We start from the raw sequence: 15,431 nt of genomic DNA, 5'->3' as shown, positions 1-15,431 counted from the left end.
CTCCGGGACAGGGCCGGTCGGTCAGCACCGTTCCGCGCGGCGTCCGTTCGTCGACGCCCTCGGACGGCATCGGGCGTGTGCGCTCGTCAGCCCGGCAACACCCGCAACCTCCGCACTGTGTGCGCCTGTTGGCGTACCCACGTGCGCTCCTCAGTCGTCACCCTCTCCCTGGAGTCCCGCGATGGCCACTCCCCTGTCCGACACCCCTCTGTCCCCGCTCAAGACCGTCGCCGTCGTCGGCCTCGGCACCATGGGCACCGGCATCGCCGAGGTCCTCGCCCGAGCCGGCCGCGAGGTCATCGGCATCGACATCAGCGAAGCCGCGACCACCCAGGCCGTCACGGCGCTCGAAGCGTCCACCGCCCGCGGTGTGCAGCGCGGGCGCTGCACCGAGCAGGAGCGTGCCGACGTCCTCTCCCGCTTCCGCACGTTCACCGATCTCTCGGCCGCGGCCGACGCCGACCTGGTCATCGAGGTGACCCCGGAGTCGTACGACATCAAGCAGCAGGTCTTCCGCGCGCTCGGCGACATCGTGCGCCCGGAGACGATCCTGGCGACCGGCACCAACGCGCTGTCCGTGACGCGCCTCGCCGCCGACTCGGCCCACCCCGAGCGCGTTCTCGGTCTGCACTTCTTCAACCCGGCGCCCGCGATGAAGCTGGTCGAGGTCGTCTCGTCGGTGCTCACCGCGCCGAGCGCGGTGGCCGCGGTCACCGATCTCGCCGTCGAACTCGGCAAGGAGCCCGTCGCGGTCGGCGACCGGCCCGGATTCGTCGCCGACGGGCTGCTGTTCGGCTATCTCAACCAGGCCGCCGCGATGTACGAGGCGAAGTACGCCTCCCGCGAGGACATCGACGCCGCGATGAAGCTGGGCTGCGGACTCCCCATGGGCCCGCTGGCGCTGCTCGACCTGATCGGCGTGGACACCGCGCGGACCGTCCTGGAGGCCATGTACGCCGAGTCGCACGACCGGCTGCACGCCCCCGCCCCCATCCTCAAGCAGCTCAGCGAGGCGGGCCTGACCGGCCGCAAGTCGGGGCGCGGCTTCTACTCGTACGAGGCCCCCGGCAGCACCACTGTCGTGCGGGATGCCCTGACGCCGCTGGAGGGGGCCGCTCTGGCCCCGGGCCGCACGGTGCGCTCCGTCGGCGTGGCGGGCTCCGGCACGATGGCGTCGGGTATCGCCGAGGTCTTCGCGAAGGCCGGGTACGAGGTCGTCCTCGCCGCCCGCAGCGAGGAGAAGGCACAGGCCGCCAAGGCCCGTATCGGCAAGTCGCTTTCGCGCTCTGTCGACAAGGGTCGGATGACGGCCGAGGCGGCGGCGCAGACCCTGGAGCGGATCACCCCGGCGGGCTCGTACGACGCCTTCGCCGAGGTCGATCTGGCGCTGGAGGCGGTCGCGGAGGACCTGGAGATCAAGCAGCAGCTGTTCGCCACGTTCGACAAGGTCTGCAAGCCCGGCGCGATCCTCGCCACCACCACCTCCTCGCTGCCCGTCGTCGCCTGCGCCCGCGCCACCTCGCGCCCGCAGGACGTGATCGGCATGCACTTCTTCAACCCGGCCCCGGCGATGAAGCTCGTCGAGGTCGTGCGGACCGTGCTGACCGCGGACGACGTGCACGCCACCGTGCGCGAGGTCTGCGCCAAGATCCGCAAGCACCCGGTGGACTGCGGCGACCGCGCCGGTTTCATCGTGAACGCGCTGCTGTTCCCGTACCTGAACAACGCGATCAAGATGGTGCAGGAGCACTATGCGTCCCTGGACGACATCGACGCGGCGATGAAGCTGGGCGGCGGGTACCCGATGGGCCCGTTCGAGCTCCTGGACGTGGTCGGGCTGGACGTCTCCCTGGCCATCGAGAAGGTTCTGCACCGCGAGTTCCGCGACCCGGGTCTGGCCCCGGCGCCGCTCCTGGAGCATCTGGTGGCCGCGGGCTGCCTCGGCCGCAAGACGGGCCGCGGCTTCCGCGAATATGCCCGGCGCTGAGCGCCCGGGCGACTGGTTCGCAGACAGCGCCGACTGGGGCGGACTGCTCGACCCGACCGGAAACCCCCCGCCCGTCGAGGGCGGGGGGATCCCCGGGCATGCGCGCTCTCCTGCGCACATGCAGTACGTTCGGGTCATGCCCCAGCCCGCCAAGTCCTCACGTACACCAGCCACGCCCGACGCACCGGAGAGCGCCGCAGGCAGTCGCGCGGCCGCGCAACGGCTCAAGATGCGCCGAGAGCTGGCGGCCGCGGCCATGGAGCTGTTCGCCACCAAGGGGTACGAGGCGACCACGGTCGATGAGATCGCAGCCCAGGCCGGGGTGGCCCGCCGCACGTTCTTCCGCCACTTCCGCTCCAAGGAAGAGGCGATCTTTCCCGACCACGACGACACCTTGATCCGGGCCGAGGCGGTGCTCAACGCGGCGCCCTCGCACGAGCACCCGCTCGACACCGTGTGCCGTGGCATCAAGGAAGTCATGAAGATGTACGCGGCCCGGCCCGAGATCTCCGTCTCGCGCTACAAGCTGACGCGCGAGGTGCCGACCCTGCGGGAGGCCGAGATCGCCTCGGTGGCCCGTTACGAGCGGCTCTTCACCCGCTATCTCCTGGGCCACTTCGACGAGCACGCGCACGACGACGACGCCAACGACGATCCGCTGCTCGCCGAGGTCGCCGCGTCGGCCGTGGTGACGGCGCACAACCATGTCCTACGGCGCTGGCTGCGGGCCGGCGGCCAGGGGGACGTCGAGGCCCAGCTGGACCACGCCTTCGCCATCGTCCGCAAGACGTTCGGCACGGGAATCGGCGCCGGGCGCGAGCCCGCGCCTCGGCCGGCGCCGGCGTCCTCCTTCACGGAGGGGGACGTGCTGGTGACCGTGGCCCGGGTCGATGCCCCGCTGGATCAGGTGATGCGCACCATCGAGCAGGCGCTCAAGGAACGGTCGTAACTTCCCTCACAGAACCGCGGCTCTCGCCGCTTGACCCCCATCGCCGGACGGGCTCGATTTGAGCGCGTCCGGCCTTTTTGCACCCCGAATTCGATCGATCATCGCGCACTCTGATCGATCATCGCTCACGTGTTACGTAAAGATTTCACCTGAGCGCAACTTCTGGCACTCCGTGCCTTGCGGGGTGACACGGCGTGCCATACGTTGAAGGTGTCCGGGCGGCCGGCGTGCAGAGACCTTTCGTACGCCGGCTGTCCCCGCAAACCACTGGTCTGCGCGCCCGGACGCCTGCGTCACAGGCAACCTCCTGCGCCACAAAGCGCTGCCACAGCACCACCTCCGCCGAACCGACGGCACACCCCTCACATCCAGCAGCAGCACCGACGTAACCCTCAGCGTCTTCCCTCGGACGCTCATCGCCGGAGGCAACACCGTGAAGGAAATCCTGGACGCGATTCAGTCGCAGACTGCCACGTCTGCCGACTTCGCCGCTCTTCCGCTCCCCGAGTCGTACCGCGCGATCACCGTGCACAAGGACGAGACGGAGATGTTCGCCGGGCTCACCACCCGCGACAAGGACCCCCGCAAGTCGATCCACCTGGACGACGTGCCGGTGCCGGAGCTCGGCCCGGGCGAGGCCCTGGTGGCCGTGATGGCCTCCTCCGTCAACTACAACTCGGTCTGGACCTCGATCTTCGAGCCGATGGCCACCTTCGGGTTCCTGGAGCGCTACGGCCGGCTCAGCGAGCTGACCAAGCGCCACGACCTGCCGTACCACATCATCGGCTCCGACCTCGCGGGCGTCGTCCTGCGCACCGGCCCGGGCGTCAACGCCTGGCGGCCCGGTGACGAGGTCGTCGCGCACTGTCTGTCCGTCGAGCTGGAGTCCTCCGACGGTCACAACGACACGATGCTCGACCCCGAGCAGCGCATCTGGGGCTTCGAGACGAACTTCGGCGGTCTCGCCGAGATCGCGCTCGTCAAGTCCAACCAGCTGATGCCGAAGCCCGACCACCTGTCGTGGGAGGAGGCTGCCGCTCCGGGCCTGGTGAACTCCACCGCCTACCGCCAGCTGGTGTCGCGGAACGGCGCCGGCATGAAGCAGGGCGACAACGTGCTCATCTGGGGCGCGAGCGGTGGACTCGGCTCGTACGCCACGCAGTTCGCGCTCGCCGGTGGCGCCAACCCGATCTGTGTCGTGAGCAGCGAGCAGAAGGCGGACATCTGCCGGGCGATGGGCGCCGAGGCGATCATCGACCGCAACGCCGAGGGCTACAAGTTCTGGAAGGACGAGCACACCCAGGACCCGAAGGAGTGGAAGCGCTTCGGCAAGCGCATCCGCGAGCTGACCGACGGCGAGGACGTCGACATCGTCTTCGAGCACCCCGGGCGCGAGACCTTCGGCGCGAGTGTGTACGTGACCCGCAAGGGCGGCACCATCGTCACCTGCGCCTCGACCTCGGGCTACAACCACGAGTACGACAACCGCTACCTGTGGATGTCGCTGAAGCGGATCGTCGGCTCGCACTTCGCGAACTACCGTGAGGCCTGGGAGGCCAACCGGCTCGTCGCCAAGGGCAAGATCCACCCGACGCTCTCCAAGGTCTACTCCCTGGAGGAGACCGGGCAGGCCGCGTACGACGTGCACCGCAACCTCCACCAGGGCAAGGTCGGCGTGCTCGCGCTGGCGCCCCGCGAGGGCTTGGGTGTGCGCGACGAAGAGAAGCGCGCCCAGCACATCGACGCCATCAACCGCTTCCGGAACGTCTGAGGTCCCCCAGATGACAGAGCGCCAGAAGGACCGGCCGTGGCTCATGCGGACCTACGCCGGTCACTCCACCGCCGAGGCGTCCAACGAGTTGTACCGGCGCAACCTCGCCAAGGGCCAGACCGGTCTGTCGGTCGCGTTCGACCTGCCGACGCAGACCGGCTACGACCCCGACCACATCCTCGCCCGCGGCGAGGTCGGCCGGGTCGGGGTGCCGGTCTCACACCTCGGTGACATGCGCCGGCTGTTCCAGGACATACCCCTGGAGCAGATGAACACCTCGATGACCATCAACGCCACCGCCATGTGGCTGCTGGCGCTCTATCAGGTCGTCGCCGAGGAGCAGGGTGCGGACATCACCAAGCTCCAGGGAACGACCCAGAACGACATCGTGAAGGAGTACCTGTCGAGGGGGACGCATGTCTTCCCGCCGGGTCCCTCGCTCCGTCTGACGACGGACATGATCACGTATACGGTGAACCACATCCCGAAGTGGAACCCGATCAACATCTGCAGCTATCACCTGCAGGAGGCGGGAGCCACCCCGGTCCAGGAGATCGCGTACGCGATGTCCACCGCGATCGCCGTCCTGGACGCGGTGTTCGCGTCCGGCCAGATCGCCGAGGACCGCAAGGGCGACGTCGTCGCACGCATCTCCTTCTTCGTGAACGCGGGCGTCCGCTTCGTCGAGGAGATGTGCAAGATGCGGGCGTTCGGGCGGATCTGGGACAAGATCACGCGCGAGCGGTACGGCATCGAGGACGCCAAGCAGCGGCGCTTCAGGTACGGCGTCCAGGTCAACTCCCTCGGTCTGACCGAGGCGCAGCCGGAGAACAACGTCCAGCGGATCGTGCTCGAGATGCTGGCCGTGACGCTCTCGAAGGACGCACGCGCGCGTGCCGTCCAGCTGCCCGCCTGGAACGAGGCGCTGGGCCTGCCCCGACCCTGGGACCAGCAGTGGTCGCTGCGCATCCAGCAGGTGCTCGCGCACGAGAGCGACCTGCTGGAGTACGAGGACATCTTCGAGGGCTCACACGTGATCGAGGCCAAGGTGTCGGCTCTCGTCGAGGAGTCGCTGGCCGAGATCGAGCGAATCCAGGAGATGGGCGGCGCGATGGCCGCCGTCGAGTCCGGCTACCTGAAGTCGCAGCTCGTCTCCTCGCACGCCGAGCGTCGCGGCCGCATCGAGTCCGGTCAGGAGAAGATCGTCGGCGTCAACATCTTCGAGTCGACCGAGCCGAACCCGCTCACGGCCGACCTCGACGCGGCGATCCAGACGGTCGACCCTGCGGTCGAGGCCCGGGTGATCTCCGCGCTCCAGCACTGGCGCGACACCCGCTACCAGCCGCCCTTCAACCACCCGCGCCCGTGCAAGGCGCTGGAGCGGCTGAAGGAGGCCGCCAAGGGCACCGACAACCTCATGGAGGCCACCCTGGAGTGCGCCCGCGCCGGCGTCACGACCGGCGAGTGGTCCGGGGCCCTGCGCGAGGTGTTCGGCGAGTTCCGCGCCCCCACCGGCGTCTCGTCCGCGCCCGTCGCGGTCACCGCCGAGGAGGGCACCGCGCTCGCCCTGGTCCGCCGCAAGGTGGAGGTGACGGCGAAGGACCTCGGCGTCGGCAAGCTCCGCTTCCTGGTCGGCAAGCCGGGCCTGGACGGGCACTCCAACGGCGCCGAGCAGATCGCCGTGCGGGCCCGCGACGCCGGGTTCGAGGTGGTCTACCAGGGCATCCGACTCACGCCCGAGCAGATTGTGGACGCCGCGGTCGCCGAGGACGTGCACGGTGTCGGTCTGTCCATCCTGTCCGGGTCGCACGCCCAGTTGGTGCCGGACGTGCTGGAGAGGCTGCGCGAGGCCGGCGCGGCCGACATTCCGGTGATCGCGGGCGGGATCATCCCGAACGCCGACGCCGAACAGCTGCGGGCCGCGGGAGTGGCCGCGGTCTTCACCCCGAAGGACTTCGACATCACCGGAATCATCGGCCGTATCGTCGACGAGATCCGCAAAGCGAACAAGCTCGACCCCCTGGAGGTCCCCGCATGACCACGCCCGTCAACCGTCTGCGTCCGCGTCGCTCCTGCCTCGCGGTGCCGGGAAGCAACCCCCGCTTCCTGGAGAAGGCCCAGGGCCTCCCCGCGGACCAGGTCTTCCTCGACCTGGAGGACGCGTGTGCCCCGCTGGCCAAGCCCGGGGCCCGGCACACCATCGTCAAGTTCCTCAACGAGGGCGACTGGACCGGCAAGACGAGGGTCGTGCGCGTCAACGACTGGACGACCGAGTGGACGTACCGCGATGTCGTGACCGTGGTCGAGGGCGCGGGCCAGAACCTCGACTGCATCATGCTGCCGAAGGTTCAGGACGCCCAGCAGGTCGTGGCGCTGGACCTGCTGCTGACCCAGATCGAGAAGACGATGGGCTTCGAGGTCGGCAAGATCGGTATTGAGGCGCAGATCGAGAACGCCCAGGGTCTGAACAACGTCAACGAGATCGCCACGGCTTCCCAGCGTGTCGAGACGATCATCTTCGGCCCGGCCGACTTCATGGCGTCGATCAACATGAAGTCGCTGGTCGTGGGCGAGCAGCCGCCCGGCTACCCGGCGGACGCCTACCACTACATCCTGATGAAGATTCTGATGGCCGCCCGTGCCAACAACCTCCAGGCGATCGACGGCCCCTACCTGCAGATCCGCAACATCGACGGCTACCGCGAGGTCGCCCAGCGCGCCGCGGCGCTCGGCTTCGACGGCAAGTGGGTGCTCCACCCGGGCCAGGTCGAGGCGTCCAACGAGATCTTCTCGCCCTCCCAGGAGGACTTCGACCACGCCGAGCTGATCCTGGACGCGTACGACTACTACACGTCCGAGGCGGGCGGCAAGAAGGGCTCCGCGATGCTCGGCGACGAGATGATCGACGAGGCCAGCCGCAAGATGGCGCTCGTCATCTCGGGCAAGGGCCGGGCCGCCGGCATGCAGCGCACTTCCAAGTTCGAAGCCCCGGAGGCCTGAGCACCATGCAGTTCGGACGCACCTACGAGGAGTTCGAGGTCGGCGCGGTCTACAAGCACTGGCCCGGAAAAACGGTCACCGAGTACGACGACCACCTCTTCTGTCTCCTGACGATGAACCACCACCCGCTCCACATGGACACGAACTATGCGGAGAACACGACGGACTTCGGCAAGAACGTCGTCGTAGGGAACTACATCTACTCGCTGCTGCTCGGCATGTCCGTGCCGGACGTGTCGGGCAAGGCGATCGCCAACCTGGAGATCGAGTCGCTGCGGCACGTGGCGCCGACCTTCCACGGCGACACGATCTACGGCGAGACCACGGTCCTCGACAAGACGCCCTCGAAGTCGAAGAACGACCGCGGCATCGTCTACGTCGAGACCAAGGGCTACAAGCAGGACGGCACGCTGGTCTGCGTGTTCCGCCGCAAGGTGATGGTCCCCACCGAGACGTACATCAAGGAGCGCGGCGGCGAACAGCCCGGCCGCCCGGAGCTGAAGCAGCAGGAGAAGTAGCCATGGCGCGACTCGCCCAGACCGCCGGTCTGACCGACATCCAGCAGGAGATCCTCTCCACCGTCCGCGACTTCGTGGACAAGGAGATCATCCCGGTCGCCACCGAGCTGGAGCACCGCGACGAATATCCGCAGCAGATCGTCGACGGCCTCAAGGAGCTGGGCCTCTTCGGGCTGATGATCCCCGAGGAGTACGGGGGCCTGGGCGAGTCGCTCCTCACCTACGCGCTGTGCGTGGAGGAGATCGCCCGCGGCTGGATGTCGGTGTCCGGCATCATCAACACGCACTTCATCGTGGCGTACATGCTCAAGCAGCACGGCACGCAGGAGCAGAAGGACTACTTCCTGCCGCGCATGGCGCTCGGCGAGGTGCGTGGGGCCTTCTCGATGTCGGAGCCGGCTCTTGGCTCGGACGTGTCGGCGATCACGTCGAAGGCGGTCAAGGACGGCGACGAGTACGTCCTGAACGGTCAGAAGATGTGGCTGACGAACGGCGGCTCTTCGACCCTGGTGGCCGTTCTCGTCCGAAGTGACGAAGGACACCCCGAGGGCACGGCGCCCCACAAGTCGATGACGACCTTCCTGGTCGAGAAGGAGCCCGGCTTCGGAGAGGTCCGCCCCGGCCTCACCATCCCCGGGAAGATCGACAAGATGGGCTACAAGGGTGTCGACACCACCGAGCTCATCATGGACGGACTGCGCATTCCGGCCAATCGTGTGCTCGGCGGGACCACCGGGCGAGGGTTTTACCAAATGATGGACGGAGTGGAGGTCGGCCGGGTCAACGTGGCGGCACGTGGCTGCGGCGTCGCACAGCGTGCGTTCGAGCTGGGTGTCTCCTATGCCCAGCAGCGTCACACTTTCGGCAAGCCGATCGCCCAGCACCAGGCCATCCAGTTCAAGCTGGCCGAGATGGCTACCAAGGTCGAGGCCGCCCATGCCATGATGGTGAACGCGGCACGCAAAAAGGACTCTGGGGAACGAAACGACCTCGAAGCAGGGATGGCGAAGTACCTCGCCTCCGAGTACTGCAAGGAGGTCGTGGAGGATGCTTTCCGGATCCACGGCGGCTACGGCTTCTCCAAGGAGTACGAGATCGAGCGCCTCTACCGTGAGGCTCCGATGCTGTTGATCGGTGAAGGTACCGCCGAAATCCAGAAAATGATCATCGGGCGCAGGTTGCTCGAAGAGTATCGACTCCAGGGTTAGATGTCCGGGTTCGGGGTGTTTTCTTCGAGAAGAAGATCACACCCCGTCAACACTCTTCGGCCTCCGACTCGGCTTCCTGGCTTGCCCAGTTGTGGCCCGCGACCGGTACGATCCCGGAAAGCCGCCGTCCCCCGTTACAGCGCGGCATCATCCGCTACGAAGGTCATCCATGCCCCACAGCCAAACCTCTGCACCACGCGACAGCCTGGCAGGCGTACGCCTCGCGCGCGGAGCATCGCCGTGGCTTCTCCCGACCGTTGCCACCGCAGCACTCAGCCTGGCCCGGGCACGCCGCTCCGGCGCCGCCAAGGCCGTGGCCGTACCCGCCACCGCGCTCGCGGCGGGCATGCTGTGGTTCTTCCGCGACCCCGAGCGCGAGATCGCCCAGGGCCGGGTCATCTCGCCCGCCGACGGTGTGGTGCAGAGCATCATGCCGTGGAAGGACGGACGCACCCGCGTCGCGATCTTCATGAGCCCGCTCAACGTCCACGTCAACCGCGCGCCGCTCTCCGGCACGGTGACCTCGGTCGAGCACATCCCCGGTGGGTTCGTTCCGGCGTTCAACAAGGAGAGCGAGAACAACGAGCGTGTCGTCTGGCACTTCGACACCGAGCTCGGCGACATTGAGATGATCCAGATCGCCGGCGCGGTCGCCCGTCGTATCGTTCCGTACATCCCCCAGGGCACCAAGGTCGAGCAGGGCGACCGGATCGGTCTGATCCGCTTCGGCTCGCGTGTCGACATCTACCTCCCCGAGGGTGTCGAGGTCGATGTGGAGGTCGGTCAGAAGACCGTGGCTGGGGTGACTCGAATTGACCGTGATTGATCCTGAGACCCAGGCCGGCTGGGTGCCGGAGGCCGACGAGGTGGACGACGAGGAGGAGATGCCCCTCTCGCTCCGCCTCTCAATAGCGGACACCCTCACCCTCGGCAACGCCACGTGCGGCTTCATGGCGGTGTACTTCACCACCACCGGCATCCTGATCCCGCACCTCACCGGCAGCCAGGAGACGGGCATGGCGCGGCACAGCGCCGCCACGGCCGTCATCCTGATGCTCTGCGCGGCGGTCTTCGACCTGTTCGACGGCCTGGTCGCCCGCAAGCTGCGCTCCTCCCCCATGGGCGCGGAACTGGACAACCTGTCCGACCTGATCAGCTTCGGTCTCGCACCGGCGTACTTCGTGCTGGTCTACGGCATGGTCGCGGACGACGCGCATCAGCGGGTGGCGGCGGTCGGGGCGATCGTGGTCCTGCTCGCGGTCGTACTCCGCCTGGCGCGGTTCTCCTGCGTCACGGTGAAGGACGGCACGTTCCAGGGCATGCCGTCGCCGTTCGGTGCGCTGACCGTGGTCTCCATCGTCCTGCTGGAGCTTCCGTTCGTCGCCACGCTCATGGCGATCATCGGTACCGCGTGGCTGATGGTGAGCCGGGTCGAGTACCCGAAGCCGCGAGGGCGCCTCGCGGTGGCGATGCTCTCCTGGATCGTGCTCAGCATGGGTCTGCTGGCGGCGTGGGCCTTCGACGCGCCGAGTGGCCAGCTGCTCCTGCAGACGGGCTGTGCGCTGCAGCTCGTCATGGGTGCGGTGATTCCCCTCTTCGCCACCGCCCGCAGGGTGAACAACTTCCGGGACAATCGCCGGGAGGCGCGAGCGGCGCAGCTGCCGTAGCGCGTTCGTTGGACGTGATCAAAGGGCCCCGAACCTGACGGTTCGGGGCCCTTTGGCTATGGATGCTCTTTCGGCTGCGGGTGGGTGGGGGTTGTTCGCGCAGTTCCCGCGCCCCTGTTCAGGGGCGCGGGAACTGCGCAGTCTTTCGGGGATCCGGGGGGCGGAGCCCACAGGTACGGGACGGGAAGGGGCGGAGGGGGCGAAGAAAACCCGCTCAGACCGTCAGGAAGTCGCGCGCGATGTTCTCCGCCACCCGCTCCAGGATCGGCCCGGCGTCGGCGATGCACTTCGCGACGTCGGGCTCGACGTCGGTGAGAGGGTAGGCGCGGCGGATGCCCGCCTTGCCGAGGGCCTCCGGGCGCAGGGCGAGCCGCCCGCAGACCGCGACGACCTCCTTGCCCGCCGCGCGGGCGGCGGCGGCGACACCGGCGGGTGCCTTGCCATGGAGGGTCTGCTCGTCGAGAGACCCCTCGCCGGTGATCACCAACGTGACACGGTCCAGCGCGGGCGCGAACCCGAGGACATCGAGCATGACCTCGATACCGGGGCGGAACCGGGCGCCGAGCACGAGGGCCCCGTACCCGATGCCTCCCGCGGCGCCCGCACCCGGCGCTGCCGCGTACTCGGCGGCCTTGGCACCGATCGCCTTCTCCAGGACGGTGGCGAAGTGGGCGAGGGCGGAGTCCAGGGTCGCCACGTCCTCGGGACTGGCGCCCTTCTGGGGGCCGTACACGGCAGGGGCGCCCTTGGGACCCGTCAGCGGGTTGTCCACATCGCTTGCGAGGACGAGGTCGATCGAGGACAGCCGGGAGTCCAGGTCGGACAGATCGGCGGTCACGACGTCACGCAGCGCGGCACCACCGGGAGCCACCGGCTCCCCGTCCGCGTCCAGGAAGCGCGCGCCGAGCGCGGACAGCATGCCGGCTCCGCCGTCCGTCGTGGCGCTGCCGCCGACGCCGAACACGATCGTGCGCGCACCGGCGTCCAGCGCGGCGCGCAGCAGCTCCCCGGACCCGTACGTCGAGGACGTCAGCGGCGCGAAGACCCCGGCGGGCAGCCGTTGCAGCCCGCTCGCCTCGGCCATCTCCACGACCGCGGTGTCCCCGCGCAGCGCGTACGCGGCCGTGACCTCCTCGCCCAGCGGCCCGGCGACCCGCACCTCACACCGCTCGAATCCGGCCGCGACCGCCGCGTCGACGGTGCCGTCGCCGCCGTCGGCCACGGGCAGCGCCTCGACCTCGACGCGCGGCGCGACCCGGCGCAGTCCGGCCGTCACCCGCCCCGCGACCTGCACGGCCGTCAGCGATCCCTTGAACTTGTCCGCGGCGATGAGCACACGCGGGGTCCGATCCACAGCAGCGTCCGCCACCTTGCATTCCCCTTGCTTTCCGGGCCTTGCTCACGTCAAGGCAGTCGCGCCGCTGCGACCTTAACCGGAGGAAGCCCCCGCCGTCATGCCCCGCCCAGCTCGCGGAATCACCCGGCGTCCGGAAGTGCCCAGCTCGCTGAATCACCCGGCCCCCGGAAGCACCCGGCTGCCCCAATGCCGCGCGTACCCGCCCGGAATTGGGTAAACCGGAGCTATGACCCCTGTGGGCACTGAGCTCGCCGACCGCATCCTCGGGGGCTGGCTGGGCCGGATCGCGGGCAACATGCTCGGCAAGCCGGTCGAGCAGGGCGACCACTGGACGCGGGACCGGATCGACCGCTATCTGCGGCAGGCCGCGGCCCTGCCGCTCACCGACTACCTCCCCGAACCCGCCGGCGACAGCGCGCAGAACGACGAGTTCGAGCTGCGGCCCGAGTGGCGCCAATGCGTGCGGGGCCGCATCCACGGCAGCTGCCGTGACGACGACGTCGACTACGCGATCCTCGGGCTCGACCTCCTGGAGACCCACGGTTTCTCCTTCAGCACCGAGCAGGTCGGCGACCTGTGGCTGCTGCGGCTGCCGTATCTGCAGACGTTCACGGCCGAGCGGGCGGCGTACCGCAACCTCGCCAACGGTCTGAAACCGCCACTGACGGCGACGTACGACAATCCCTACCAGGAGTGGATCGGCGCGCTCATCCGCGCCGACGTCTACGGCTGGACCTCTCCCGGGCTGCCGCGCCGCGCGGCCTCCCTGGCCCGCCGGGACGCCGTCCTCTCGCACACCGGCAACGGCGTGTACGGCGCGATGTGGGCGGCCGCGCTGATCTCGGCGGCGTTCGCCGCTCCCACCGTGCGGCAGGCCCTGGACACGGCGCTGACCGTCATTCCCGCGAGCAGCCGTCTCGCGCGCACCGTGCATCGCGTGCTCACACTTCACGAGACCCGGATGACCTGGGAGGACACGCTCAGCACGGTGGCCGAGGAGACCGCGGGCCTCGGCTGGATCCACACCGTCCCGAACGCCGCGGTCCTCACGGCGGGGCTCCTGTACGGCGACGGCGACTTCACCCGCACCATCACGCTGACCGTCCGCGGCGGCCTGGACACCGACTCGAACGGCGCGACCGCGGGCTCGGTCGCGGGCGTCCTGTGCGGCGCATCGGCGGTCCCCTCGCAGTGGAAGGATCCGCTGGAGGACACCGTCCGCAGTGCGGTGTTCGGCTTCGACGGGGTGCGGATCAGCGAATTGGCCTCGCGCACGGTCGCGCTGGTCGGGGCCGAAGCCTAGCCCGCCGGTACCGGCGGGCCGGTCTTGAACGCCCCGGCCCTCACCCCCATCGCCCGCAGCAGCAACCGGTCGCGCACACCGTCCGGGAGGAAGCGCAGCAGGGCGAGCACTCGCCCGTCGCGTCCGGTGGTGTAGAGCGTGTCGGCCCGACGGGCGGTCAGGGCTCGTACGACGGCGTTGACGGCCGGGGCGACCGGCCCCAGTGGCTGGCGGGCCGCGGCGGCCCGTACGGCGTCCAGGACGCCCGCGTACCGGTGCTGGGTCTCGGGCGAGCCGGTGGCGCCGGTGATCAGAACCGTTCGGGGAGGGGTCACAGCCACGAGGGCCGCCTTTCACAAGGAGGTTCGCTTTCCCTTCCACCCTCCGTCAGGCCGCATCCGCGTTGAAGAGTGCAGAATTTACTGCTGGCAGCGACACCAGGATCAGCACCCGGCACCGGCGACCAGGCTCGCGAGGCGCTCGCCCCGGTACCGGACGATCACGGCCGCAAGGCCCTCGCCGCGTTCCTGCGCTCCCGCCGCGAGCGCGCCGACCCCGCGGGGACCGGGCTTCCACCGGGTGGCAGCCGCCGCACCCCCGGGCTGCGCCGCGAGGAGGTCTCGCTGCTCTCCGGCGTGAGCCTGACCTGGTACACCTGGCTCGAACAGGGCCGGGACATCCATGTCTCCCCGCAGATCCTGCTCGCCCTGGCCCGCGCCCTGCGACTTCACGAGGTGGAGCGGGCTCACCTCTTCCGGCTCGCGGGCCTTCCGGCGCCCGAGCCCGCCGAACGCTCCCTGGAGGTCCCGGACGCCGGGTGGAGTTCCGCTCCTCCGTACGCCGCTACCGGCACCCGGAGGTCGGCGACCTCGAAGTCACCTACGTACGCCTGGCGGTGGAGGAAGCACCCCGGCTCAGCCTGATCTGCCATTTCGCCGAGCCGGGCAGCGCGTCCGAGGAACGGCTGCGCAGGCTCGCGACCCTTGGCGAATGACGCGTCTCGCTACCCTTCGTGGGTGACCACTCCTGATTTCGCCACGTACATCGCGGGCCTGCCCCGCGTCCTCGCCGGAGCCGCCGCCCTCTTCCGCGACACCGATGGGCGGGTGCTGCTCGTCGAGCCGAACTACCGCGAGGGCTGGGCCCTTCCGGGTGGCACCGTCGAGTCGGACGACGGGGAGACACCGCGACAGGGCGCGCGCCGCGAGACGGCCGAGGAGATCGGCCTCGACGTCGAACTCGGCCGGCTCCTCGCGGTCGACTGGGTGCACGGCACGGCGCGGCCGCCGCTGGTGGCATACCTGTACGACGGCGGGGTCCTCGGCGAGGACGACCTCAAGTCGATCCGCCTGCAGGAGGAGGAGCTCCTGTCCTGGCGGCTGGTGCCGCGCGAGGAGCTGGTCGAACATCTGCCGGGCGCCCTGGGCCGGCGCGTTCTCGCCGGGCTCGACGTGCTGGCGGAGGGCACGGGGACGGCGGAACTGGAGAACGGCCATCGGGTGGGCTGACCGGGCGCCGTTCAACCCACCACGTTCCGCGGCTCGATGCCCCGCGCTGAGCCCCCCGTCGGTGTCCCTCGCGATGAGGACCGATCGCTCAGCCGAGGCGGGCAGGCCGTCCTCGGCGAGCCGGCCCAAGGGGGAAGCGGTGCCCACCGTCGTGCAGTCGGCGACCGGAACGGCGGGCGCACGG

14 protein-coding genes and 1 pseudogene are annotated in these 15,431 nt (G+C 69.3%); 13 read left to right on the top strand and 2 right to left on the bottom strand.

All coding sequences use genetic code 11. The features are described from left to right. Nucleotides 1–181: 181 nt before the first annotated feature. The 9 genes from OG390_RS41810 to pssA all read left to right on the top strand — a co-directional run bounded on the left by OG390_RS41810 (nucleotide 182) and on the right by pssA (nucleotide 11,100). The gene (locus OG390_RS41810) at nucleotides 182–1,987 is read left to right on the top strand and encodes a 3-hydroxyacyl-CoA dehydrogenase family protein (RefSeq protein WP_406175261.1); all 1,806 of its coding nucleotides are present in this window, start codon (nucleotides 182–184) and stop codon (nucleotides 1,985–1,987) included. A 136-nt stretch (nucleotides 1,988–2,123) separates the two neighbouring features. Continuing rightward, a complete protein-coding gene (locus OG390_RS41805) occupies nucleotides 2,124–2,936 on the top strand; it encodes a TetR family transcriptional regulator (RefSeq protein ID WP_406175260.1) in 813 nt (270 codons plus the stop codon). A gap of 433 nt (nucleotides 2,937–3,369) precedes the next feature. After that, nucleotides 3,370–4,707: a crotonyl-CoA carboxylase/reductase gene (gene ccrA, locus OG390_RS41800; RefSeq protein WP_406175259.1), complete on the top strand. Its 1,338-nt coding sequence runs from the start codon at nucleotides 3,370–3,372 to the stop codon at nucleotides 4,705–4,707. A 10-nt stretch (nucleotides 4,708–4,717) separates the two neighbouring features. Continuing rightward, complete coding sequence (locus OG390_RS41795; RefSeq protein ID WP_406175258.1) at nucleotides 4,718–6,745, top strand: protein meaA; 2,028 nt, start codon at nucleotides 4,718–4,720, stop codon at nucleotides 6,743–6,745. Next, nucleotides 6,742–7,707 (top strand): CoA ester lyase, encoded by a 966-nt coding sequence (locus OG390_RS41790; RefSeq protein WP_095937577.1) that lies wholly within the window; start codon nucleotides 6,742–6,744, stop codon nucleotides 7,705–7,707. Before OG390_RS41795 ends, OG390_RS41790 begins: the two co-directional genes overlap by 4 nt. Nucleotides 7,708–7,712: 5 nt before the next feature. Further along, nucleotides 7,713–8,225, top strand: coding sequence for a MaoC family dehydratase (locus OG390_RS41785; protein WP_399079058.1), 513 nt, complete (start codon nucleotides 7,713–7,715; stop codon nucleotides 8,223–8,225). A gap of 2 nt (nucleotides 8,226–8,227) precedes the next feature. Then, a complete protein-coding gene (locus OG390_RS41780) occupies nucleotides 8,228–9,433 on the top strand; it encodes an acyl-CoA dehydrogenase family protein (RefSeq protein WP_189191027.1) in 1,206 nt (401 codons plus the stop codon). 169 nt (nucleotides 9,434–9,602) lie between these two features. Then, complete coding sequence (locus OG390_RS41775; RefSeq protein ID WP_406175256.1) at nucleotides 9,603–10,259, top strand: phosphatidylserine decarboxylase; 657 nt, start codon at nucleotides 9,603–9,605, stop codon at nucleotides 10,257–10,259. A 22-nt stretch (nucleotides 10,260–10,281) separates the two neighbouring features. Continuing rightward, entirely contained in the window at nucleotides 10,282–11,100 is an 819-nt protein-coding gene (pssA, locus tag OG390_RS41770) for a CDP-diacylglycerol--serine O-phosphatidyltransferase (protein WP_369252715.1), read from the top strand. 214 nt (nucleotides 11,101–11,314) lie between these two features. On the opposite strand, the gene OG390_RS41765 is transcribed toward pssA, so the two are convergent. Then, a complete protein-coding gene (locus OG390_RS41765; RefSeq protein WP_406175254.1) occupies nucleotides 11,315–12,469 on the bottom strand; it encodes a glycerate kinase in 1,155 nt (384 codons plus the stop codon). Nucleotides 12,470–12,683: 214 nt separating this feature from the next. Between OG390_RS41765 and OG390_RS41760 the strand changes: the two genes are divergently transcribed. Further along, entirely contained in the window at nucleotides 12,684–13,760 is a 1,077-nt protein-coding gene (locus OG390_RS41760) for an ADP-ribosylglycohydrolase family protein (RefSeq protein ID WP_406175253.1), read from the top strand. On the opposite strand, the gene OG390_RS41755 is transcribed toward OG390_RS41760, so the two are convergent. Then, nucleotides 13,757–14,080: a hypothetical protein gene (locus tag OG390_RS41755; RefSeq protein WP_406175252.1), complete on the bottom strand. Its 324-nt coding sequence runs from the start codon at nucleotides 14,078–14,080 to the stop codon at nucleotides 13,757–13,759. The genes OG390_RS41760 and OG390_RS41755 overlap by 4 nt on opposite strands. Before the next feature lie 81 nt (nucleotides 14,081–14,161). Between OG390_RS41755 and OG390_RS41750 the strand changes: the two are divergent. The 3 genes and pseudogenes from OG390_RS41750 to OG390_RS41740 form a co-directional block, all read left to right on the top strand. Then, nucleotides 14,162–14,545: pseudogene (locus OG390_RS41750) on the top strand (helix-turn-helix domain-containing protein); the annotation flags it as partial. An 11-nt stretch (nucleotides 14,546–14,556) separates the two neighbouring features. Next, complete coding sequence (locus OG390_RS41745) at nucleotides 14,557–14,733, top strand: hypothetical protein (RefSeq protein WP_406175251.1); 177 nt, start codon at nucleotides 14,557–14,559, stop codon at nucleotides 14,731–14,733. 22 nt (nucleotides 14,734–14,755) lie between these two features. After that, the gene (locus OG390_RS41740) at nucleotides 14,756–15,247 is read left to right on the top strand and encodes an NUDIX domain-containing protein (protein ID WP_406175249.1); all 492 of its coding nucleotides are present in this window, start codon (nucleotides 14,756–14,758) and stop codon (nucleotides 15,245–15,247) included. Nucleotides 15,248–15,431: the final 184 nt, after the last annotated feature.

It is taken from the genome of Streptomyces sp. NBC_00996, from assembly GCF_045162675.1.
Lineage (GTDB): Bacteria > Actinomycetota > Actinomycetes > Streptomycetales > Streptomycetaceae > Streptomyces.
This window is presented reverse-complemented; position numbering and strand designations above follow the sequence as displayed.

Coding starts and splice junctions, on each gene's coding strand:
- OG390_RS41790 (WP_095937577.1), top strand. CDS start 6,742: ATGACCACGCCCGTCAACCGTCTGCGTCCGCGTCGCTCCTGCCTCGCG.
- OG390_RS41760 (WP_406175253.1), top strand. CDS start 12,684: ATGACCCCTGTGGGCACTGAGCTCGCCGACCGCATCCTCGGGGGCTGG.
- OG390_RS41780 (WP_189191027.1), top strand. CDS start 8,228: ATGGCGCGACTCGCCCAGACCGCCGGTCTGACCGACATCCAGCAGGAG.
- OG390_RS41805 (WP_406175260.1), top strand. CDS start 2,124: ATGCCCCAGCCCGCCAAGTCCTCACGTACACCAGCCACGCCCGACGCA.
- OG390_RS41795 (WP_406175258.1), top strand. CDS start 4,718: ATGACAGAGCGCCAGAAGGACCGGCCGTGGCTCATGCGGACCTACGCC.
- OG390_RS41785 (WP_399079058.1), top strand. CDS start 7,713: ATGCAGTTCGGACGCACCTACGAGGAGTTCGAGGTCGGCGCGGTCTAC.
- OG390_RS41810 (WP_406175261.1), top strand. CDS start 182: ATGGCCACTCCCCTGTCCGACACCCCTCTGTCCCCGCTCAAGACCGTC.
- OG390_RS41775 (WP_406175256.1), top strand. CDS start 9,603: ATGCCCCACAGCCAAACCTCTGCACCACGCGACAGCCTGGCAGGCGTA.